This is a genomic window from Arthrobacter sp. PGP41, from assembly GCF_002953935.1.
Classification (GTDB): domain Bacteria; phylum Actinomycetota; class Actinomycetes; order Actinomycetales; family Micrococcaceae; genus Arthrobacter.
Genome location: NZ_CP026514.1, coordinates 4,209,969 through 4,231,895, shown reverse-complemented (window position 1 = coordinate 4,231,895; position 21,927 = coordinate 4,209,969). Strand labels below are relative to the sequence as shown.

20 protein-coding genes are annotated in these 21,927 nt (G+C 64.8%); 18 read left to right on the top strand and 2 right to left on the bottom strand.

All coding sequences use genetic code 11. The features are described from left to right. Window positions 1-36: 36 nt before the first annotated feature. From C3B78_RS19445 to C3B78_RS19370, 14 genes are all read left to right on the top strand, one after another. A complete protein-coding gene (locus tag C3B78_RS19445) occupies window positions 37-1,533 on the top strand; it encodes a bifunctional phosphatase PAP2/diacylglycerol kinase family protein (protein WP_104999519.1) in 1,497 nt (498 codons plus the stop codon). A gap of 155 nt (window positions 1,534-1,688) precedes the next feature. After that, entirely contained in the window at window positions 1,689-2,636 is a 948-nt protein-coding gene (locus C3B78_RS19440) for an ABC transporter ATP-binding protein (protein WP_104999518.1), read from the top strand. Beyond that, entirely contained in the window at window positions 2,633-3,484 is an 852-nt protein-coding gene (locus C3B78_RS19435) for an ABC transporter permease subunit (protein WP_104999517.1), read from the top strand. Before C3B78_RS19440 ends, C3B78_RS19435 begins: the two co-directional genes overlap by 4 nt. A 35-nt stretch (window positions 3,485-3,519) precedes the next feature. Further along, window positions 3,520-4,827, top strand: a complete 1,308-nt coding sequence (locus C3B78_RS19430) for a M18 family aminopeptidase (protein WP_104999516.1) — start codon at window positions 3,520-3,522, stop codon at window positions 4,825-4,827. A 288-nt stretch (window positions 4,828-5,115) separates the two neighbouring features. After that, a complete protein-coding gene (locus C3B78_RS19425) occupies window positions 5,116-5,979 on the top strand; it encodes a glycosyltransferase family 2 protein (RefSeq protein ID WP_324778285.1) in 864 nt (287 codons plus the stop codon). Window position 5,980: 1 nt separating this feature from the next. Continuing rightward, entirely contained in the window at window positions 5,981-6,973 is a 993-nt protein-coding gene (locus C3B78_RS19420; protein WP_104999515.1) for a glycosyltransferase, read from the top strand. Between the two features lie 42 nt (window positions 6,974-7,015). Next, a complete protein-coding gene (locus C3B78_RS20190; RefSeq protein WP_234005468.1) occupies window positions 7,016-11,188 on the top strand; it encodes a CBM96 family carbohydrate-binding protein in 4,173 nt (1,390 codons plus the stop codon). 76 nt (window positions 11,189-11,264) lie between these two features. Then, a complete protein-coding gene (locus tag C3B78_RS19400) occupies window positions 11,265-12,365 on the top strand; it encodes a hypothetical protein (RefSeq protein ID WP_104999514.1) in 1,101 nt (366 codons plus the stop codon). Between the two features lie 70 nt (window positions 12,366-12,435). Beyond that, window positions 12,436-13,191 (top strand): glycosyltransferase family 2 protein, encoded by a 756-nt coding sequence (locus C3B78_RS19395; RefSeq protein WP_234005467.1) that lies wholly within the window; start codon window positions 12,436-12,438, stop codon window positions 13,189-13,191. Beyond that, entirely contained in the window at window positions 13,188-14,471 is a 1,284-nt protein-coding gene (locus C3B78_RS19390; RefSeq protein ID WP_104999512.1) for an MATE family efflux transporter, read from the top strand. The genes C3B78_RS19395 and C3B78_RS19390 overlap by 4 nt, the downstream gene beginning before the upstream one ends. Continuing rightward, the gene (locus C3B78_RS19385; protein ID WP_104999511.1) at window positions 14,468-16,246 is read left to right on the top strand and encodes a glycosyltransferase; all 1,779 of its coding nucleotides are present in this window, start codon (window positions 14,468-14,470) and stop codon (window positions 16,244-16,246) included. Before C3B78_RS19390 ends, C3B78_RS19385 begins: the two co-directional genes overlap by 4 nt. Further along, window positions 16,243-16,581, top strand: coding sequence for a hypothetical protein (locus C3B78_RS19380; protein WP_104999510.1), 339 nt, complete (start codon window positions 16,243-16,245; stop codon window positions 16,579-16,581). Before C3B78_RS19385 ends, C3B78_RS19380 begins: the two co-directional genes overlap by 4 nt. After that, window positions 16,578-16,793, top strand: a complete 216-nt coding sequence (locus C3B78_RS19375; protein ID WP_104999509.1) for a hypothetical protein — start codon at window positions 16,578-16,580, stop codon at window positions 16,791-16,793. Before C3B78_RS19380 ends, C3B78_RS19375 begins: the two co-directional genes overlap by 4 nt. Further along, a complete protein-coding gene (locus C3B78_RS19370) occupies window positions 16,790-17,863 on the top strand; it encodes a hypothetical protein (protein ID WP_104999508.1) in 1,074 nt (357 codons plus the stop codon). Before C3B78_RS19375 ends, C3B78_RS19370 begins: the two co-directional genes overlap by 4 nt. 61 nt (window positions 17,864-17,924) lie before the next feature. On the opposite strand, the gene C3B78_RS19365 is transcribed toward C3B78_RS19370, so the two are convergent. Continuing rightward, entirely contained in the window at window positions 17,925-18,968 is a 1,044-nt protein-coding gene (locus C3B78_RS19365) for a metallophosphoesterase family protein (protein ID WP_234005466.1), read from the bottom strand. Between the two features lie 348 nt (window positions 18,969-19,316). Here C3B78_RS19365 and rpsF point away from each other — a divergent pair, with 348 nt between their 5' ends. The 4 genes from rpsF to rplI all read left to right on the top strand — a co-directional run bounded on the left by rpsF (window position 19,317) and on the right by rplI (window position 21,108). Beyond that, window positions 19,317-19,622 carry a 30S ribosomal protein S6 gene (gene rpsF, locus C3B78_RS19360; RefSeq protein ID WP_013602900.1) on the top strand — a complete coding sequence of 102 codons (306 nt, stop codon included), beginning with the start codon at window positions 19,317-19,319 and terminating at the stop codon, window positions 19,620-19,622. 73 nt (window positions 19,623-19,695) lie between these two features. Then, a complete protein-coding gene (locus C3B78_RS19355) occupies window positions 19,696-20,271 on the top strand; it encodes a single-stranded DNA-binding protein (protein WP_104999507.1) in 576 nt (191 codons plus the stop codon). A 127-nt stretch (window positions 20,272-20,398) separates the two neighbouring features. Continuing rightward, window positions 20,399-20,638 (top strand): 30S ribosomal protein S18, encoded by a 240-nt coding sequence (rpsR, locus tag C3B78_RS19350; RefSeq protein WP_003800144.1) that lies wholly within the window; start codon window positions 20,399-20,401, stop codon window positions 20,636-20,638. Between the two features lie 17 nt (window positions 20,639-20,655). Further along, window positions 20,656-21,108 (top strand): 50S ribosomal protein L9, encoded by a 453-nt coding sequence (gene rplI, locus C3B78_RS19345; RefSeq protein ID WP_013602898.1) that lies wholly within the window; start codon window positions 20,656-20,658, stop codon window positions 21,106-21,108. A gap of 97 nt (window positions 21,109-21,205) precedes the next feature. Here the strand turns inward: rplI and C3B78_RS19340 are convergent, their stop codons facing one another. Continuing rightward, a complete protein-coding gene (locus C3B78_RS19340) occupies window positions 21,206-21,751 on the bottom strand; it encodes a hypothetical protein (protein WP_104999506.1) in 546 nt (181 codons plus the stop codon). Window positions 21,752-21,927: the final 176 nt, after the last annotated feature.

Sequence of the window (21,927 nt, the reverse complement as noted above, 5' to 3'; positions counted from 1 at the left end):
CGCGGTTCGCCTGTAACAGCGCGATAGGGTGAGGGGATGCAGAGCAAATGGCGCCGAAGCCATCGTTGGATCAGCCGGGTTGACAGATACCTGCTGAGGCATGTTTCGGACCTCCCTGGCGGAAACCACGACGACTTCTTCCGGCGCCTCTCCGCCTCCGCCAACCACGGCAAGCTCTGGATGGGCGCCGCGGCGGTGATGACGGCCTTCCCGGGAAGGACGCGCCGCGCGGCACTCCATGGCCTCATAGCCCAGGCTGTTGCATCCGCCGTCACGAACGGCGTCTTCAAAACCCTGCTCCCCCGGACCCGGCCGCTGCCGGAGCACCTTCCGGTGTTCCGGTTCGTCCACCCCCAGCCCACAAGTTCATCCATGCCGTCCGGCCACTCGGCGTCGGCGGTCGCGTTTGCCGTAGGGGCGGGAATGGTCCGGCCCGCCCTTGGCGTCGTACTGGCTCCTGTGGCTGCGGGAGTGGCGTACTCACGCATACACACTGGAGCCCACTGGCCGTCCGATGTCCTTTTCGGCTCCGCACTTGGCGCCGGGGCTGCACTCGTGACCCGGCACTGGTGGCCGGTGCGGCCGGCCTTTCCCCAGGTTGCACGCACCTGGGCTGAGGCGCCGGAGCTGCCTGGCGGCCAAGGGCTGAGCATCGTAGTGAACACCCTCGGCGGATCCTTCACTGAGGAGACAGCCGCGGCGCTGCAGGAAGTATTCCCCGAAGCGTATATAAATACCGTCCAGCCGGAGGAGAACCTGGTTGAGGAGATCCGGAAGACAGCGGAGCACCCCGGCACCCGTGCACTCGGTGTGTGGGGCGGGGACGGCACCGTGGGAGCGGCTGCCGCTGCCGCCGTCGAAAGATCCCTCCCGCTGCTGGTCCTCCCGGGCGGGACGCTGAACCACTTTGCCCGGGACGCCGGCACCGGGAGCCTCAAGGAGGCCGTTGCAGCCGCATCGAGGGGGGAGGCAGCCATGGCCGACGTCGGCATTGTCACCGTTGAGCGCGGCCTCGCCGGCAACCCGGAAACGGCGCGGCTGACAATGCTTAACACGTCCAGCGTTGGCCTGTACCCGAACTTTGTCCGGCGCCGGGAGCAACTGCAGCCCGCCCTCGGAAAACCGCTGGCCGGTGTGGTGGCCATGTTCCGCACCTTCGCCGCCGGCACTCCCACCATCCTGACTGTCGACGGGCGCCGGCATAAAGTGTGGATCGCGTACGTGGGGCGGGGCCGGTACTACCCGCGGGACCACGCCCCCCTGCTCCGGCCCGTGATGGACGACGGTGTCCTGGACGTCCGCATGATCACGGCGGACGAGTCGTTTGCCCGGCTGCGGCTGCTGTGGGCAGTGCTGACCGGTACCGTTGCAACCTCGCGCATTACCCACCTTTCGGAGGGCACCCGGGTGCGCATCGACGCAGGCGGGTCACCCATGGCCCTGGCAGTGGACGGTGAAGCGCTGGTCGGCGTCCTCAGCGCGGAGTACACCGTCCGGCCCCGGGCGCTTGCCTACTACTCCCCCCACCCCTAGTTATTCCTGCACCGGTCATCCAACGGGACTACCCTGATCTGCCCCTGAATCATCCCTGAGACCGGCGAAATCCTGCCCTGCCGTGGGTAGCGTGGTGCCTACCAGTCTTCCGAAGTGCATCCCGCAGCCCGCGGCTGCCGTCCTAAGGAACATCCATGATTGAGGCAACAGGGCTGACCAAGGTCTACGGCGACAAAACCGCCGTGGACAGGGTCAGCTTCACTGTCCACGCAGGTCGCGTTACCGGCTTCCTGGGCCCAAACGGCGCCGGCAAGTCGACCACCATGAGAATGATCATGGGGCTCGACCGGCCCACGGCAGGTTCGGTGACCGTGAACGGTGTGCCGTTCGCCCGGCACGCCGCCCCGCTGCGAGAGGTGGGCTCACTCCTTGACGCCAAGGCCGTCCACACCGGCCGCACTGCATACCACCACCTGCTGGCCATGGCCGCGACCCACAGCATCCCCAGGAAGCGCGTCCGGGAGGTCATCGAGATGACAGGTCTGGGGGAGGTCGCGAAAAAGAAGGTGAAAGGGTACTCCCTCGGAATGGGGCAGCGGCTGGGTATTGCCGCAGCCCTGCTGGGGGACCCGCAGACCATAATCCTGGACGAGCCGGTGAACGGCCTCGACCCGGAGGGCGTGGTCTGGGTCCGGAACCTGGTGAAGTACCTGGCCTCGGAAGGGCGGACCGTCTTCCTGTCCAGCCATCTGATGAGCGAAATGGCGCTGACGGCCGACCACCTGATTGTCATCGGCCGAGGCAGGATCATTGCCGACGCCCCCATCGGCGAGATCATCACGGGCAAGGGCCAGTCGCGTGCCCGTGTCCGCACCGACCAGCCGCAGCAGCTCATGCGCCTGCTCGCTGACGACGGCGTCTCCGTGGAGGTCCAGGACTACGAACTCCTCGAGGTCAAGGGCCTGCCGCCCCGGCAGATTGCCAGGATGGCGCTGGACAACCAGATCATGGTCTACGAGCTCACGCCCCTGCAGGCGAGCCTCGAGGAAGCGTACATGGAACTTACCAAGGACGAAGTGGAGTACCACTCCCTCATCACCGGCGGCGCCGAGGCGCCCGCCCAGGCCGGAGGAAAGCAATGAGCACGGCAGCCCTTGAATCCCGCCGGCAGCACAACGGGTTGGGCCCGGGCCCCAGCTTCCTGCGCGTCCTCAATTCGGAGTTCATCAAGTTCAGGACCCTGCTCTCCACCTTGGTTCTGGTGGGGTCCACGGTGCTGGTGATGGTGGGTTTTGCAGCCCTGAATGCATGGGGCATCGGGCAATTTTCCGAAGCGTCAGAGACCGACCCCCAGGCGGCCGCGGCCTTTGCCGCCCAGGGCGCCGACCTGACTGCGGGGGTCCCGACATCGGGCATCGCCTTTGCCCAGCTCATCATCGGATCCCTGGCAGTGCTGCTTATGAGTTCCGAGTTCACCACGGGTATGGCACGGTCCACCTTCACGGCTGTCCCCAAGCGCATCCCGGCATTCATCGCCAAACTGCTGGTGGTGACGGTCTGTGCCTTCGTTGTGACGGTGGTGTCATCCTTCCTGGCCTACATCGCGGCCATCCCCATCCTGGACAGCTACGGCTTTGACATAGACCTGGGGTCCGAGCAGTCCCGCCGCCTCATCTGGGTCAGCGGGGTGTATGTAGCGGCAGTTGCGGCGATTGGCATGTCCCTGGGAACGCTGCTGCGCAACTCCGCAGGTGGAATCATGTCCCTGGTGGGGCTCTTCTTCGTGGTCCCTATCGCCTTCCAGCTCATCCCGGGCAAGTTCTTCGAGGAGGCGCGGAAGTACCTTCCGGATAATCTCTTCGAGAGGATCGTGACGTCTGCACCCGCCGATGGCGCCCTGGAGGTGTGGCAGGCCGCCGCCTGGCTTGGCGTGTGGGTGGTAGTCCCCTTGGTGGCTGCGATGATCGTGCTGAAGAAACGCGACGTCTAGCAGGGCCGGGAGGATCGCCGTCTACACTCAAGACCATGCCTTCTTCCTCCGCCGCAGACCACATCCAGGACCTTGGCGCCTTTGTCAGCGCGTCGCCGTCGAGCTTTCACGCCGTGCAAGAGGCAGGCCGGCGGCTGGAGGAGGCCGGCTTCCTGCGCCTGGACGAGCTGCAGCCCTGGGAGGGTGGCCCCGGACGGTTCTTCATCATCCGGGACGGTGCGCTGATCGCCTGGGTCCTGCCGGAGGGCGCAGGTCCGGCCACCGGGTTCAATATCCTGGGAGCACACACCGATTCGCCCACCTTCAAGCTCAAGCCCAAGGCCACCACCGGCGCCCACGGTTGGCTCCAGGCGGGCGTTGAGGTGTACGGCGGGCCGCTGCTGAATTCGTGGCTTGACCGTGAGCTGCAGCTGGCCGGCCGCCTGGTGATGCTGGACGGGACCGAGCATTTGGCGGCCACCGGGCCCATGCTCCGGTTCCCGCAGCTGGCCATCCACCTGGACCGGGCCGTGAACGACGGGCTCACTTTGGACAAGCAGCGCCATATGAATCCCGTGTGGGGCCTGGGGAATGCTTCCGACTTTGACCTGTTGGCGGTGCTGGCCGCCCACGTTTCAGGCGCCTCCGTGGATCCCGCCGGGATTGGCGGGTACGACGTCGTGATTGCGGACACGCAGGCACCTTCGGTTTTCGGGGGCAACAGTGAGTTCTTCGCCTCCGGGCGGCTCGACAACCTTTCCTCGACGCACGCGGGGCTTGCGGCGCTGATCGCGCATGCCGCCGCGCCTGCTGCTGGCGGCGCCGGCGCGCCGATCGCTGTCCTGGCCGCGTTCGACCACGAGGAGATCGGCTCCAACTCCCGCTCGGGTGCCTGCGGACCCATCCTCGAAGATGTCCTGGTGCGGATCTCCGACGGCCTCGGCGCCACGGTGAGCCAGCGGCGGCAGGCGCTGGCGTCGTCGTTCTGCATGTCTGCCGATGCCGGCCACGCCGTGCACCCCAACTACGCGGAGCGGCATGACCCCGTCAACCACCCGGTGCTCAACGGCGGTCCGCTGCTGAAGATCAATGCCAACCAGCGCTACGCCACGGATGCGCCCGGCGCGGCCTTTTGGGCCCGGCTCTGTGCGGAGTCCGGGGTGCAGTACCAGGAATTCGTGTCCAACAACGCGATCCCCTGCGGCTCCACGATCGGGCCGCTGACGGCTACACGGCTGGGCATCCGGACCGTCGACGTGGGCGTGCCGCTGCTTTCCATGCACTCCGCGCGCGAGATGTGCGGCGTGGAAGACCCCTGGCGGCTGGCCGCGGTGACGGAAGTATTTTTCAGGACGGCTCTTTAAACAACCCCCTACCTATTGAAATTCACGGGATGGACAACCCCTATACCTAACGAATTCACCATTCGGTAACCCCGTTACTTACTGACAGGCCGAAAGATGGCTAAACAAAAGCGAGTACTCACTACTGGTGATACCCGGGTGGACCAAAAGTAGGCTCTTCGTCACGGGCAGAGTCGTTGGCTGATGAGTTGCTGGGGCCAGAGACAGGACCTTGACCGGATAGAGCGCTAGTGACGCACCTGCTTCAAGCTGAGTGCGGCATTGTCCAGTTTCCGTCGATGTCATGAAGTGGTGAGGCATTTGTCCATTTCCACCCAGCTTCCGAATACGTTCTCCGAGCCAACGTTGTCGATAGTGAGAGCGTCAGTAAGCGTAGTAATCCCGACACTGAATGAGGCGAAGAACCTGCCTTGGGTGCTTCGCCGAATGCCCTCATACGTGGATGAGGTAGTGATCGTAGATGGCCGCTCCCAGGACAACACAGTGGGAGTTGCGCGGGCCCTCCGCAAGGATGTGGTGATCGTGGAGGAAAAACGCAAGGGAAAGGGTGTAGCCCTCCGGTCTGGTTTCGCTGCAGCCTCCGGCGACATCATCGTCATGCTCGATGCCGACGGCAGCATGGACCCTCAGGAAATCGGCTGGTTTGTTTCCCCCCTCCAGCACGACTACGACTTTGTCAAAGGTTCCCGGCACGTAACCGGCGGCGGGTCCGAGGACCTCACGTGGCTGCGGCGCACGGGCAACCGGGCACTGACGGCCTTGGCGAATGCGGTGCTGCACAGCAACTATTCGGATCTCTGCTACGGCTACATTGCCTTCAGGCGTGAATGCCTGGAAGTCCTTCAGCTCGAATCCGACGGGTTTGAGATCGAGACGGAGCTGATCGTCAGGGCGGCCAAGGCGGGCCTTCGGATCGCAGAGGTGCCGAGTATCGAACTGGAGCGCATCTCGGGGGCTTCGAACCTGCAGACGTTCCGGGACGGCTGGCGCGTGTTGGGGACAATGGCCCGCGAGTGCGTCTTGTGGGAGGCACCCACTGCCGGCGCCCGTCCTGAGGCTCTGCGACGCGTCAAATATGCATACGCAAACGTTAGTTTCCCCCGGACCCCCACCGACCCCCAGAGCCTCCTTTCCTTGCGGGAAGCAGCCTGAGATGACGACTTTTCCCAGGCCCACCGTTACTGTCGTCATCTGCACTTATACCGAGGACCGCTGGGCGAACCTGCTTGATGTCATCGAATCAGTCAGGGCACAGACCGTCAGTCCGCAGGAGATTCTCCTGGTAATTGACCACAACGTTGATCTTTATGAACGGCTTCTTGTGGTGGTTGATGACGTCACGGTCGTCCAGAACACGGGGCCGCAGGGTCTTTCCGGGGCCCGCAACACGGGCGTCGGCCTGGCTGATACGGATATTGTCGCCTTCCTGGATGATGATGCCGAAGCGGCACCGGACTGGCTTGAGCTTTTGCTGGCCTTGTACGACGATCCCGACGTCCTTGCCGTCGGGGGCCGGGTGGAGCCCATTTGGGAAACCGGCCGCCCCGGTTATTTCGGCGAGGAGCTGGACTGGATCGTTGGATGCAGCCACCTGGGGATGCCACGGGTGGCTTGCGAGGTCAGGAACGTCATCGGCGCAAACATGTCTTTCCGGCTTGACGTGCTCCGCCAGGTAGGGGGATTCAACCATGCTTTAGGACGCCAGGGTGCCGTACCCCTGGGGTGCGAAGAGACCGAGATCTGCATTCGCTCAAAGATGGGCTCGCCTGGTTCCCGAATTGTGTATGAACCGGCAGCAGTGGTGCGCCATCACGTCCCCGCCAGCAGGGGCACGTTCCGTTACATGCTGTCCCGGTCGTGGTCCGAAGGCCTGTCGAAGGCCCAGGTGAGCCAGGTGGTCGGCCACAAAAGGGCGCTCGGACCCGAAAGGCGGTATGTGCGCAGGGTCCTGCCGCGCGCGGTTGTAGCCGGACTTTATGACTGGGGCAGAAACGGAAACCCGGGAGGGCTCGGACGGGCCGGCGCCGTGGTTTCAGTTCTTGCCTTCACAGCTGCCGGTTATCTGCGCGGCCGGCGCCTGGCCCACGTCTCGCCGCACCTGGGAAGCGCGGTTGGCATGGATGCTGCCTGGAGGGACGTCCAGTGAGTGAAAGCGTGAAAGCGGAACCGTCAGAATTTCACAGCGCGAATGTGTCGGAGGGATGAAAAAATGAACAACTATTTTGCGCGCGGAGGCGCGGCTGTGCACGATTCCCTCGATGTGGCTGGCTTCGGTCTACCAGCGTCGCGGAATCTGCGGCTCTATGCACTGCTGACAGCTCTGCTGGTTGTGGTGGGTGCTCTGGTGTCCCCGGTCGCGGCGTCGGCTGCTGCGGGTGATGTCGGGGATGAGGGACCGTCGCATTCGGGGACGGGGACGCCGACGGGTACGAAGCGGGCTACGAGTGCGTTGTGGTTCAACGACGGGTCCTGGTGGGGCAACCTGTGGGATACTGCCAGCTCGGATTTCCATATCTTCCGGTTCAATGCCTCGACGCGTTCCTGGGTCGATACGGGTGTGGCGACGGACACACGGGCCGACACTCATCACGACGTGTTGTGGGACGGAACGACGTTGCATGTGGCGAGCTATAGGTTCGTCAACGACGGTTCGCAGGCTGTAGCGGGGTCCCCCACAACGATGCGGCGCTACACCTACGACTCGGGTACAAAGAAGTACTCGGCGACAGGTTCTTCTTCACAGATCAACAACTACCGCGTTGAGACCCTGACCATCGACAAGGACTCGACAGGTCGTGTGTGGGCAACGTGGCAGCAGGGGAACCGGATCTACCTGAACGTCACTGGCACGGATGGCAAGACCTGGGGGACACCGTTCCAGCATCCCGCGTCGTTGAGCAACGTCTCCGTAGATGACACCTCGGCCCTGATCGCGTTCGACGGGAAGATGGGTTTGATGTGGAGTCGGCAGGTAGGTGATGCCTCCGACGGCATGTACTGGAGCCATCACGTCGATGGAGCATCCAACACCAACTGGACCCCTGCCGTGGCGGCGGTGTCTGGGCAGCGCAGCGGTGATGACCACATGAACTTGAAGTGGCTGGACTCCACGGATGGCCAGGTTTTCGCCGCTATCAAGACATCGTTCACATCCGCGTCCCAGCCGCTGATCCAGCTCCTGGCAATGAATAAAACGACGTCGGCCTGGTCGGAGCACACGATCGCGACGGTGGCGGAGTGCCCGAACCGGGTGATCGTCCTGATTGACGAGAGCTCCCAGAGGCTGCGTACCTTCGCTACCTATCCGAAGCCCAGCGGCACAACGAACGCCGGCGTCTGCACCAGTTCGGGAGGAGCGATCTACGAAAAGTCCACACCACTGGACGACATCCGCTTTACGACCTCGAAGACGGATCGTATTGTCGACGCCGACCAGTACGTCCACAACGTGACGTCAACGAAACAGAACCTCAACAGCGCGGCGCGGGGCACGGCGAAAAGCGGTCTCCTGGTGCTCGCAGATGTGAACGCCACAAGCCGGTACTGGCACTATTACGATCCCAGCAGTGCTGGTGATACGACTGCTCCGACGGTGACGGGTACGTCGCCGGCTGCTGGTGCCAGTGGTGTGGCGGTGTCGGCGGATGTGACGGCGACGTTCTCGGAGCCGATGGATGCCGCGACGGTCACGTCGAGCGCGTTCGAGCTGTACGAGGGAACGGCGCCGGTGCCGCCAAATGCGACGCCTGTGTCCGCGGTCGTGTCGTATGCGGGCAACGTTGCGACGTTGAACCCGAATGAGGCGCTGAAGGCGGATACGCCATACACGGCGATCATCAAGGGCGGTGCCGGTGGGGTGGAGGATGCTGCCGGTAACGCGCTGGCTCAGGACAAGACCTGGTCCTTCACTACGGCTGCCGCGGGTGGTGGTGATACGACTGCTCCGACGGTGACGGGTACGTCGCCGGCTGCTGGTGCCACTGGTGTGGCGGTGTCGGCGGATGTGACGGCGACGTTCTCGGAGCCGATGGATGCCGCGACGGTCACGTCGAGTGCGTTCGAGCTGTACGAGGGGACGGCGCCGGTGCCGCCAAATGCGACGCCTGTGTCCGCGGTTGTGTCGTATGCGGGCAACGTTGCGACGTTGAACCCGAATGAGGCGCTGAAGGCGGGTACGGCGGGTACGACGTACACGGCGATCGTCAGGGGCGGCACCGGTGGGGTGGAGGATGCTGCCGGTAACGCGTTGGCGCAGGACAAGACCTGGTCCTTCACTACGGCCGCGGCCGCGGGTGGCGGGACGTCGGAAACGGTCACGCTCACGGCTATCGCTGACAGCTTTGTCTCGAGCGGGGCGCCCGGGACGAACTATGGCACGAGCACAATCCTGGGTGTGGACAACAGCCCGGTGGAGGTCACGTACTTGAAGTTCGACCTGTCAGCCTATGCGGGCAGGACCCTGGAGAGTGCGACGTTGCAGCTGCGGAGCGCCGGGAGCGGGTCAACGGGTACGCAGAACGTCAAGCTGGTCGCTGATGACAGCTGGACCGAGGCCGGGATCACGTACAGCGGAACCCCCCTCCGTCCGGCCCTCGGTACCCGCATCGGCACGCTCGGCCCGACAACGACCAACACCAACTACACCGTTCTGTTGGACCGCGCCGCCCTGGCCGGTGAGCTTGGCCAACTGCTCTCACTTGGTATCGACGCCAACAGCAGCGACGGACTGGACCTGAACTCCAAGGAGGCCGGCAGCACGAACGCACCCAAGCTGCTGCTCACCATGAGTGGTGGCGGCGGTGGTGGTGATACGACGCCTCCGGATACGACGATCACGTCGGGACCACTTGAGGCATCGACGTCGACGTCGACCAGCGCCACCTTCGAATTCACCTCGACTGAAGCTGGTTCGACGTTCCAGTGCAGCCTGGATGGTGCAGCGCACGTTGCGTGCACCTCGCCCCGGAATTACACCGGGCTGTCGGTCGGATCCCACACCTTCAGCGTCCGGGCCACCGACGCAGCCGGCAACACCGATGCCACACCAGCGACGCGGACCTGGAGCGTCACCTCCGGTGGCGGTACGTCGGAAACGGTCACGCTCACGGCCATCGCTGACAGCTTTGTCTCGAGCGGGGCGCCCGGGACGAACTATGGCACGAGCACAATCCTGGGTGTGGACAACAGCCCGGTGGAGGTCACGTACTTGAAGTTCGACCTGTCAGCCTATGCGGGCAGGACCCTGGAGAGTGCGACGTTGCAGCTGCGGAGCGCCGGGAGCGGGTCAACGGGTACGCAGAACGTCAAGCTGGTCGCTGATGACAGCTGGACCGAGGCCGGGATCACGTACAGCGGAACCCCCCTCCGTCCGGCCCTCGGTACCCGCATCGGCACGCTCGGCCCGACAACGACCAACACCAACTACACCGTTCTGTTGGACCGCGCCGCCCTGGCCGGTGAGCTTGGCCAACTGCTCTCACTTGGTATCGACGCCAACAGCAGCGACGGACTGGACCTGAACTCCAAGGAGGCCGGCAGCACGAACGCACCCAAGCTGCTGCTCACCATGAGTGGTGGCGGCGGTGGTGGTGATACGACGCCTCCGGATACGACGATCACGTCGGGACCACTTGAGGCATCGACGTCGACGTCGACCAGCGCCACCTTCGAATTCACCTCGACTGAAGCTGGTTCGACGTTCCAGTGCAGCCTGGATGGTGCAGCGCACGTTGCGTGCACCTCGCCCCGGAATTACACCGGGCTGTCGGTCGGATCCCACACCTTCAGCGTCCGGGCCACCGACGCAGCCGGCAACACCGATGCCACACCAGCGACGCGGACCTGGAGCGTCACCTCCGGTGGCGGTACGTCGGAAACGGTCACGCTCACGGCCATCGCTGACAGCTTTGTCTCGAGCGGGGCGCCCGGGACGAACTATGGCACGAGCACAATCCTGGGTGTGGACAACAGCCCGGTGGAGGTCACGTACTTGAAGTTCGACCTGTCAGCCTATGCGGGCAGGACCCTGGAGAGTGCGACGTTGCAGCTGCGGAGCGCCGGGAGCGGGTCAACGGGTACGCAGAACGTCAAGCTGGTCGCTGATGACAGCTGGACCGAGGCCGGGATCACGTACAGCGGAACCCCCCTCCGTCCGGCCCTCGGTACCCGCATCGGCACGCTCGGCCCGACAACGACCAACACCAACTACACCGTTCTGTTGGACCGCGCCGCCCTGGCCGGTGAGCTTGGCCAACTGCTCTCACTTGGCATGGACGCCAACAGCAGCGACGGACTGGACCTGAACTCCAAGGAGGCCGGCAGCACGAACGCACCCAAGCTCATCCTCACGCTGACGAAGTAGGCGGGCGCCGGCCGACACGGCCGGCGCCGTCCACATCAGCAATATCACCGATCGACACCACTAGACAGGGGACACCATGTACAAGCAGACCAAGACCAACACCAAGGCTCTGCAGTTCGACATCCATGGCCGCGTCACGCTCCGCGTCGATGCAGAGGCGCCGGCAGCGCCGCAGCTCAGGAGCATGTTGGCGTGTTTCGCAACCGAAACCGAACGGCCGGCCGACATCACTGTGGACAACAAACTGGAGCCGATGACGGATGCGGGCCTGCTCGAGCACGAGCTCGCGTACACGGAAAACAGCGTCCGCTTCCAAGCCGAGCGGCTCCAGGTAGTGCGGGACGGAGACCAGTGGCGCATCCACGGGCCGGGCGAGCTGTTGACCTCCGTGGTCCCTGTTCTGGATGCCGCCATGGTGGCTCGAGGTGCGGGCATGATCCACGCGGCAACGATGGCGTACCGGGGGCACGCGATCGCGCTTCCGGCCGCCGGAGGGACCGGTAAGACGAGCACCGCCGCCAAGTTGATGAGGCGCGAGGGTTGGTCGTTCATGGGCGATGACTGGGCTTTCCTCGCCGAGGACGCCACGCTGCTCGGCTACGCGAAGCCGATGTTCATTAAGCCGCACCACCGGAACATCTACCCGCACCTGTTTGAAGGGGTCCGGAAGCCCCTCGTCCCGCCTCAGCTCTCGAAGAGTGTCGGCCGCCTCACCACGGTGGTGCATCCGTACGTCATCCGTTACCCGCGCCTCGCGGACTTCTCCCGGCGTTGGTCGCCGGAGCACCGCATGGTTGATGCCGGGACCGCGTTTCCCGGCCGGGAAGTGACGACAACGGCTCCGCTTGCGGCGGCCATCTACATCGAGCGCTATGAGGGCTCCCGATCCCGGATTATCGAGCGGACAACCGAGTGGATGGTCGACCGCATGCTCGGCAACTTCCACATCGAGATGGCAAGCTTCTCGCAGCATGTCGTGACAGGCCTGGCCGCTACATCCGTCGTCCCCTGGCGCGAGCACTTCGCGGCAAAAGGCCTAGTCCTGAACAAGGCGCTCGACGGACGGCCCTGCCACCTGCTGCAGGTGCCCTCCGCGTACACGGCGGACGAGGCGTCTGACGACATCGTCCGGTATCTCGAAGAGCTGCTGCCGTCGGTCCTGGACGAGCAGATCTGAGGGGGTGGGCACAGTGGGTCCTAGCCCTTCAGAGGTCACCGCGGTCGTTCCGGCCCGCAACGCGGAGCACATGCTCCCACGCTGCCTGGAGGCCCTGCGTCAGTCCGGTGTAGCGGAGATCATTGTGGTGGACGGATGCTCCACCGACCGTACGGTCGACCTCGCTCTCGCGGCAGGTGCCAGGGTCCTGAGTGATGAAGGCCGCGGCTTGCCATGGGCGCGAACGCTCGGTGTGCAGAGCAGCAGGACCCCTTGGGTCCTGCTCGTCGACTCTGACGTCGTGTTCGGGCCACACGGAGTCGCCGACCTGCTCATTGAGCTGGTCGAGGGCGATTACGACGCCCTCCAAGCCGGTTTGGAAAGTGTCGCTGGACCGGGCTACTGGGGGCAGGCGCTGGCACATCACCATCGCACCGGCCGCAGCCGCAACTGGTTCGGGCTCGTCGCGACGATGGTCGACCGAGACCTGATGCTGGGTGTGGGTTTCGACGACTCGTTCAAGTCCGGCGAGGACATCGAGCTGCGTTGGCGGATGCGGGAGTCAGGGCTGCGGACGGCGGTGTCACAGCGGGTAGTCGTCGAACATCGTTTCGCCGCAGACGACTTCAACTTCGCGCTCGACCAGTTCCTGATGGACGGAACGGGACTGGGACGGATGATCCGCAAACACGGCTGGCGGGGTGCGAGATTGGCGCTGTTGCCCGCCGCCGCGGCCGTCCGGGGCAGCGCCTTGAGCCTCGCCTCGGGCCAGCCCCGGTGGCTGCGCTACTACCTCGCCTTCTGCTGGTACAACTATGCGGGCCTGGCGAAAGGTCTGGCGTCATGACCGCTGAGCTAGGGACCGCGGTCACGGACCCCTCAGCTGTCCGGCACTCCGCCCTGCGCAGTTCGCTCGGCCTCATTGTGGGCAAGGCCGCCCAGATTGGCTGGGGTTTTGCCTTCTGGGTCGTGGCCGCGCGCGCGACGTCAGACCGCGAGGTCGGGCTCACCATGGCCGCTGTCGCGGCAGTGATGATCTGCACGCAGCTCGCGGTTCTGGGTGCCGGGTCCGCCGTAATCGTTGCGGTGGGACGGGGAGAGCCGCCTGCGCGGGTGCTGGATGCGGCGTTCGCCATAGTGGGGGTAGCCGGTACCGTGCTCGCCCTCGGCTACCTCGTGCTGCAGGCGGCTGCGGCGCCGGAGACGGCGTCGGCGTCGGTTCTCTTCTGGTTTACGTTCCTTGCGGCTGCCGTCACCGGCACCCTGGTGATCGTGCTGGACCAGGCGCTGGTGGCGTTGGGACGCGGGGCCAGCGCGACCTTGAGGTATGCGTTGGGCGGCGGAGTTTCCCTCGGCGCTGCAGCGCTCGTTTCCTGGCAGGCGCATGGCGCCTCCGCCGACGTGGTAATGGCCTGCTGGACCCTCGGGAATACAGTGGCGTGCGTCGTCGGTGTGATCCAGCTGCGAAAACTGATTGGCTATCGGCCGCGACCATCCTTGCGTTCGACGCGCGGCCGTCCACTGCTGGCGGTGGGTATTCCGTACCAGCTCCTCACCCTCACCGAGCGCGCCCCCGGGCTGGTGCTGCCTCTCCTGCTCGCCCACACGGTGGCGCCGGAGATCGCTGCCTACTGGTATCCCGCATGGATGATGGCCTGGGCCGCCTACTCCGCTCCGATGCTGATGGGCATCGTCCAGTTTTCCGAAGGTGTCCGCGACCCTCACCGCCTGGCGTCTACAACCTGGGCGAGTCTCCGTTGGTCGCTCGCCGTAGGAGGTCTGGCGGCAGTCGTCCTCGTCCTCCTCGCTCACCCGCTGCTTAGTCTGCTGGGGGAGCGATACGCCGACGCATCCGCTGACGCTCTGCGGTGGTTGGCGGCCGGACTGGTCCCGTACGCGGTGCTGCAGGCCTACAACGCCGTGTGCCGGGCTCTCGGCCGGTATACAGAGCCGATCGTGGTCGGCGTGACGCTCGGGGTTGCCCTCTGCGCGTCAGCGCTGTTGGTCGCCGAAGCGGGCCCCGGCGCCATGGCCCTTGCGTGGCTGGTGGTGCTCTCCATTGGGGCTGTCGCTGCCGGCCTCCGGTTAATCGCCGTTCTCCGGCGCGTCACGAAGGAGTCACGATGACCACCGCGATTGATGCGCCCAGCCGCATCCAAGGACGCTGGAAGGCCCGTGACGCGTGGTGCGCACTGGCGGGGGCGGTGGCGCTGGCGCTAGCCATATGGGCCGCTTCCATGGTCGCCGTTCCCGTGAACAGCGACTTGGGGCTCGTTGCCGTGCTCCCCTACCCGTTCTGGGCGGGGGTTCTGATTCTGAACGTCGCCTTCGTTGTGGCGCTACGAGGGGATGTCTCAGGTCCGGCGGGCCGGGCGGTCATGATGTGGCTGCTGCTGGTGTTGGTGCTCGTGCTCTTCGGGACGGCAGCCTTCGTCACCGACGTACCACGTGGTGAGGTCGCGTTCCGTCATCTCGGCATTGCCGACGCCCTCTCGCGCAGCCAGGGGATCGACCCGGACATTGACGCTTACTTTAACTGGCCGGGTTTCTTCGCCCTTCTGGCGACAGTACTAAAGGCAACCGGCCTCGACCCGGTAGCCCTTGCCCTGTGGGCGCCGGTGCTTAACGTGGGCCTGTGGCTCGCTGCCCTGGGCGTGCTGATGCGGTACCTTACGCAGGATCCGCGACGGCGCTGGCTCGTGCTCTGGCTCTTCTGCTTCGGCAACTGGCAGGACCAGGACTACTTGTCTCCCCAAGCCTTCGGCTTCTTCCTGTACCTCGTCGTGATCGCACTTGTCGTCGGCCCGCTGGCCGCGCGGCCCCCCAAGTTCCGCGGCTTCCGAGATACCGACCTGGCCACCTGGTGGCAAGGGAGGTCCCCGGCTGAGCCCCGGCCAGGGTACCGGGTGAGCGCCCTCGCGGTGACTCTCGTGCTCGTCGCGGTCATTTGTGCGAGCCATCAGCTGACGCCCTTCCTGTTGCTGATCGCCCTCACCGCCCTCACCTTGAGCGGGCATGTCTGGCCCGGCCGGCTGCCCCTGATCACCGCGGTCGTGCTGGCACTCTGGCTCGCATATCCCGCCAGTACATACCTCTCCGGAAACCCACCCCTGGCGGAAGGAGGCGTGCTGGCCGCGATCAATGCCAACGTCGTCGACCGCGTGAGCGGGACCCCCGGGCACGTGCTCGTGGTGCAGGCCCGGGTGGTTCTCACCCTCCTGCTGTGGGGTCTCGCGGTGGCGGGCGCGGTGCGCGACCGGCGCCGGGGACGGCTCGATATCCGGGTGGTCCTCCTTGCCGTCACCCCCCTGCTGCTCTTCCCCGTGCAGTTGTACGGCGGGGAAATGCTCATCCGGGTCTCGCTTTTCGCTCTGCCCTTCATCGCTTTGCAGGCATGCTCGATCCTGCTTCCCACAGAAGGCGGCACACAGCCCTCCCTCCGTGCCGCGGGGGGCCTCGCGCTGACGTTTTGCTTGTTGGGCCTGCTGACGGTGACAGGCCGGTTCGGGAACGCCCAGTTTGACGTCTTCACCGACAGCGAGATCGCTGCCGTCGCCGCCGTACAGCGTCTCGCGCCGCCTGGCTCGACGATCATCTCGGCAGCCCCCCCGACGCCGTGGCGCAGCGAGGCCTACCTTGATCACCCGTATCGGACCATCGACTACATGTGCCGGTCCGACTTGTCTACGGCGGCCTGCGGCCCAGTCGTTTACGAGCATGCCCGGCAGAACCCTGCCGGTGCCGTCGCGCTGTTCACCCGCTCGTCGGAAGCGAGTCTTGTGCTCCGGGGCGCCACCAGCGCCAGCGGCTTCGCCGAGCTGGAGGGGTGGCTGCGCGAGCAGGCCGGCGTGGAGCTCGTGTTCAGCAATGTCGATGCACGCGCCTACCGGGTGACGCCATGAACCGCCCCATCAGCCGGCCAACCTTGGTCCTCGCTCTCTCGGCCGTCGCCTTGTCACTGGTTGCGCTCGTCGGGCTGCCGACACCGCTGCAGGTGGTTGCTGCGATAGCCGTCCTCATCCTGCTACCAGGGCAGGCACTGGTCCGACTCACGTCGGTTACCGACCTTGCCCTCCGCGGGCTGCTCGTTCTGGCTCTCGGCCTCGCCACGCTAACGGCGGTGTCCACCGCGATGTTCTACCTCGCTGTGTGGTCGTGGCAGGCGTGTGTCGTCTCGATGGGCGTCATCACCATTGGCGCGTGCATGGCACGCGCACGTCAGGAGGTCGTGTCATGATCGATCTGGGGGGACTGCTCGCGATTGCCGCCCTACTCATCACCATTGCCCTGCTCGTTACCCTTGTCGCGCTCGAGATCCGACGTGCGGGACCAGACGCCGAACGGCCCACGAGGCTCCTCGGCCTGACCATGAGTCGTAAGGTGGTCGGTGTCATGTGGGCGATGTACCTCGTCCTTTTCCTTCCACGCGTGGTGGGACTGCTCACGTGAACTCCGCATCGCGGTGGTGGCTCCTCAGCGACCTCCACCTGGGCTTATCGGACGACGACCCCCGCCGCCCAAGCGCAGTGCTGCCCGGATTCCTGCGCCGCGAGGTCCTTGCGGTAACCGGTACGCAGCGGCACGTCGCCTTCGTGGGTGACACGTTCGAGCTGGTCGGCTTAGCCGAAGACGAGAGCCTTGCCCGGCTGGAGTCAATCCTCGCCCGGCACGTTGACACGTTCCGGGCGCTGGAAGCGTGTGCGGCCCGCGGCGTGCAGCTGCACTTCGTATGCGGCAACCACGACGTCGAGCTGGCCCGGCCGTCGGTCGCCGCCCGCCTGTCAGCGCTGCTGTCACCCGGTGAGCCCTCACGGGTGCGGGTGCACCCGTGGTTCTTGCACGTGCCCCGCGTGCTCGTGGCCGAGCATGGACACCAGCACCACGCGCTGCACCGGATTCCTGAGGTGCTCCGGTCGGCGGTCAACGGGACCGACGAGTTGAACCTGCCACCGCTCGCCGCCTGGAACGCCCACCCGTCGAACTCGCGCCTGAGCCGGGCCGGGGCCGTTGCCCGGTCCTGCCTGGCGTCCGAGCTGGCGGAACGTCGCATCCGGGAGCCCGCGTACGACGAGATGTTGCAGTCCGAGTCATTTCGCCTTGCGCTGGACGAGGCGGCCGTTCGGGACCTGGCACGCCTGTCCCGGTTCCGGACGGTGTCGGCGCTCCCCCGCGCCGCCACTCGCATGGTGCTCGCGGCAGCCGGGCGCAGGACCGCGGGCGAGGAGCCTCCCGCAGCAGCGGGTCGGTTCGCACGCACCCTCGAAGAGTATGGTTCCGGGGTGTCCTGGTACGTATCAGGCCACACGCACCGCGCCCTCGAATCGGAGCTGGAGGCGTGCCCAACGCGGTACCTCAACACCGGCACGTGGTGTTCGGACGTCCGCGGTCGCGGACCTGACCGGCTGGATCGCCGGGCGTTCCCCTACGCCGTGATAGACGTCGCCCGCGACGGCGCCACGAGCGGCGGCTTGCGGTACTGGCGTCCGGACGGCGGCTCAGCCGTACCGGTGCCAGAGTAGTGACGGGGCGGGGTTCACGCCCCACGTGGCGAGGTCCCGGCTCACTTACCCTGGCGTTGACTCAGCCCTTGCTTCGTGACCCGCTGTCAGTCTGCATTCCGCCGGCAACAGCACGGAATTCCCACGTATAAGAGCCGTCAGCCTTGAGGCTCATCCTTAGGTGACCCCAGGTGTCGCTAAACTTCTGCTGCACATAAGAGGGGTTGCTGTTAAACCGCCGGAGGCCGATTCCACCCGTGGACACCTGGAATTGTTGCATCCCGTCCGCAACGCATTGGTCCACGTTGTTCACTGGGCAGGTCCGCTCATAATTGTGCTGGCTGCCTGAAAGCAGTATCCGGACACGGTTCGCCCAGAACACATCAATCCACGGCTTGGCCTCAGTGAAGCGGGAGTGGCTGGACGTGTCAGAGGTGAAGTATGGGTCATGGTAAACGACGGCCAGATGCCTGCCGGCCGCTTTAGCTGCCTTTAGATCAGCATCCATTTCCGACGTCATCGCCCGCGCACGCGCAGCGTCGTACCGCCAGGTGGCCGTAGGGGCTACAAGGAAGTGCCAGTTGCCCTTATCGAATGAGTACCATTCGAGGGCGTCCACGAACCGGCCAAGGTGGGTGTTGGTTGCGCTTTTCGTGGTGGAAACGCACTCACCGTTCATATATTTGTCCAGCTCATCGTTCCTGCCGGGCTGAACGTCGTGGTTCGGTCCTGCCGTCCAGTACGTTTTGGACTTGGCCGGTCCCCACAGCTGGTCATAGGATCCGAGCGCGGAGCACACCGACTTGTCGTACTGGAAGTCACCCGTGGCGATGAAGTTGTCCAGGCTGCCGTCGTTCAGACTGGCTATGATGGACGCGGCATTCTTGCCACTGGGCGATGCCGTGGACGTGTTCCTGTCCGGGTTCATGTCCCCGGCTGCGGCGAACTCGAAAGAGTCGGTGGACGCTTGCTGGGTGGTCCCTCCGCCGTCGGTTGTGGCTGGGGTGGTTCCTGCTTGGTCCGCCGTCGCCGTCGCGGTCGCCGTTGCTGGCTGTGGTGGTGAAGGGGCCGAGCAGCCGCCCAGGAAGATTGCCGCCACCCCAAGGGCGACCAAATGTTTACCCATACGTCAGATGATAAGGGCTTCCCCGGCGTGGGCGCCTCCAGTGGTTCCGACCCATTGTCATTGGCCAAAACGGGCCGGAAGTCACGCGTGACCAGGATTCCGCCGACCAGCCAAGCCTGCGGGTGGCAGGGTTTTCCACATCGTCGTACCAGCGCTTTCCAGGCCGTTGCCAGCCGCCTAGCCTTGAGGCAAGGATAAATCGCCTATCCGGCCCAGATGCACTAGGATAGTGAAGTCTGTGCTGCGCCCTGCCTCCCTTCCGGCGGCGGGGCATCGCATGGAATCGCAAATGAACCTCCTGTTACGGAAATGCCGTAACCGCTTAGCCCAAAGGAGGTGGGTTCACATATGCGTCCTTACGAATTGATGGTAATCATCGACCCCGAGGTCGAAGAGCGTACCGTTGAGCCGTCGCTTCAGAAGTTCCTGAACGTCATCACCAACGATGGTGGAACCATCGAGAAGGTTGACATTTGGGGCCGTCGCCGCCTGGCTTACGAAATCAAGAAGAAGTCTGAAGGTATCTACGCCGTGGTGAACTTCACCGCCAAGCCGGAAACCGCGAAGGAACTTGACCGCCAGCTGTCTCTTAACGAGACCATCATGCGCACCAAGATCACCCGCCCCGAAGAGCAGAAGGTTGTTGCTGAGTAATTTTCAGCACTGATCTTCATTCTTCACCCGCAGGAACGCACTCTTCACCCAGGATCGAACAAGGAGGCAGTAGATGGCAGGCGAAACTACCATTACGGTCATCGGTAATCTCACCAATGACCCGGAATTGCGGTTCACACCGTCCGGTTCGGCAGTAGCGAACTTCACCATCGCTTCCACCCCGCGTACCTTTGATCGCCAGTCCAACGAGTGGAAGGACGGGGAAACCCTGTTCCTCCGCGCCGCTGTCTGGCGTGAAGCAGCCGAGAACGTCGCGGAGTCCCTCACCAAGGGCATGCGCGTGATTGTTACCGGCCGCCTGAAGAGCCGTTCCTACGAAACCAAAGAAGGCGAAAAGCGCACCGTTATCGAGCTTGAGGTCGATGAAATCGGCCCCAGCCTGCGCTATGCCAACGCCAAGGTCAACCGCACCCAGCGCTCCGGCGCGGGTGGCCAGGGCGGCTTCGGGGGCGGCAACAGCGGCGGCGGCTTCGGAGGCGGCAACTCTGGCGGAAACCAGGGCGGCAACTCCGGTGGAAGCTGGGGCGGCGGCAACCAGCAGGCTGCGCAGGACGATCCCTGGGCCACGCCCGGCGTGTCCAGTGCAGGTGGCTGGGGCAACGGCCCCGATTCCGAACCTCCCTTCTAAACAACCCCATTAAGGCCCGACGCCGGGACCGCCACAGTGCCAACGAGCACCAGGGCGCCTGCCGCCGTCGGACCACCACCATCCCGTGGATCAACATCCACGGGCTCCCTAGAATAGGAGCTCCACGATGGCTAAGGCTGAACTCCGTAAGCCCAAACCAAAGTCCAACCCCTTGAAGGCCGCTGACATCACTGTCATCGACTACAAGGACGTAGCATTGCTGCGCAAGTTCATCTCCGACCGCGGAAAGATCCGCGCCCGTCGCGTCACTGGCGTTACGGTGCAGGAACAGCGCAAGATCGCCCAGGCAATCAAGAACGCCCGCGAAGTTGCTCTGCTGCCTTACTCCGGCGCTGGCCGCGGCTAAGGAAGGGATTAACTAACATGGCAAAGCTCATTCTGACCCACGAAGTAACCGGTCTCGGTGCTGCTGGCGACGTTGTCGAGGTCAAGGACGGTTACGCCCGTAACTACCTGCTGCCCCGCAACTTCGCCCTGACCTGGTCGAAGGGCGGCGAAAAGCAGGTTGAGTCCATCAAGGCTGCCCGCGCTGCCCGCGAGCACGCTTCCCTGGAAGACGCTCAGAAGCAGGCTGCTGCACTGCAGTCCAAGCCGGTCAAGCTCGTCGTCAAGGCCGGCGAAACCGGACGCCTGTTCGGCACCGTCAAGCAGGGCGACGTCGCTGACGCTGTTGAGGCCGCTGGCCTTGGCCGCATCGACAAGCGCAAGGTTGAACTGCCGGTCCACATCAAGTCGGTTGGTTCGTACCAGGCCAACGTCCGTCTGCACGAGGACGTTGCCGCTGTCATCGAACTCGATGTAGTGGCAGGCAAGTAGCCTTTACGGCTCAACAGTTCCGACTGTACAGAGACCCCCGTCGCCGGATCCCGGCAGCGGGGGTCTTTTGCTTTGGACCGTGGACGGGCCAGCCGGGTCAGACGCCCCAGTGAGCCAGGATTGCTTCGCAGAAGTCGTCGTTCGTACCCGTAGAACCGAAGATCAGCTCGTCGCTGATCACGTTGCCCGACGCCTGGTCGATGGTGAGGAGCCTGCGGACCTGGCCGTCGCCCTTGGCGAGGATCTTGCCGTCACTTCCAATCAGCCGATTCTCTCCGGTCAGCAGCACGGTGATGCTGAGCGTCCCGTCCCCGTTGTCGACAATCTTGAGGTCTTTGGCGAGCGTGTTCGGCTGGATGTCGGTCACGGTCATCCCGTTGTACGTGAATGTCTGGACGATCCTGAGCTTCTCGTGAACCCACAGCAGGCTATCCCCGCCGCGGGTCATGGTTGAGCCCGAACCGGTCCGGTCATAGGTGAATGCGACCTGCAGCCCCGAACCGCAGAAGTCGCCGTTTACTCCGCTGCTCGAAAAATCGAGGCTGTAGCGTTCCACGACCTCCGCGTTGGCGGGGGCAGCTCCGGTGACGGCGAGGCCGCCGAGGAGGAGCGCGGTGACGAATGGGCTGAGTTTACTGAGCATGGTGGTGACTTTCGATCGGGCAGACCCTGCGCAAACATACGGAAGGTGTCGCATCGGGATGCTTGGCGGACCGCCAGGCGCCGGCTGCGACGACGACCCAGCCTGCCGTGATTCTACGCCCCGGTCCCGCGTCGCGATACGGACCCGCGAGGCCTTGAATGCACCCCCGCCGACCC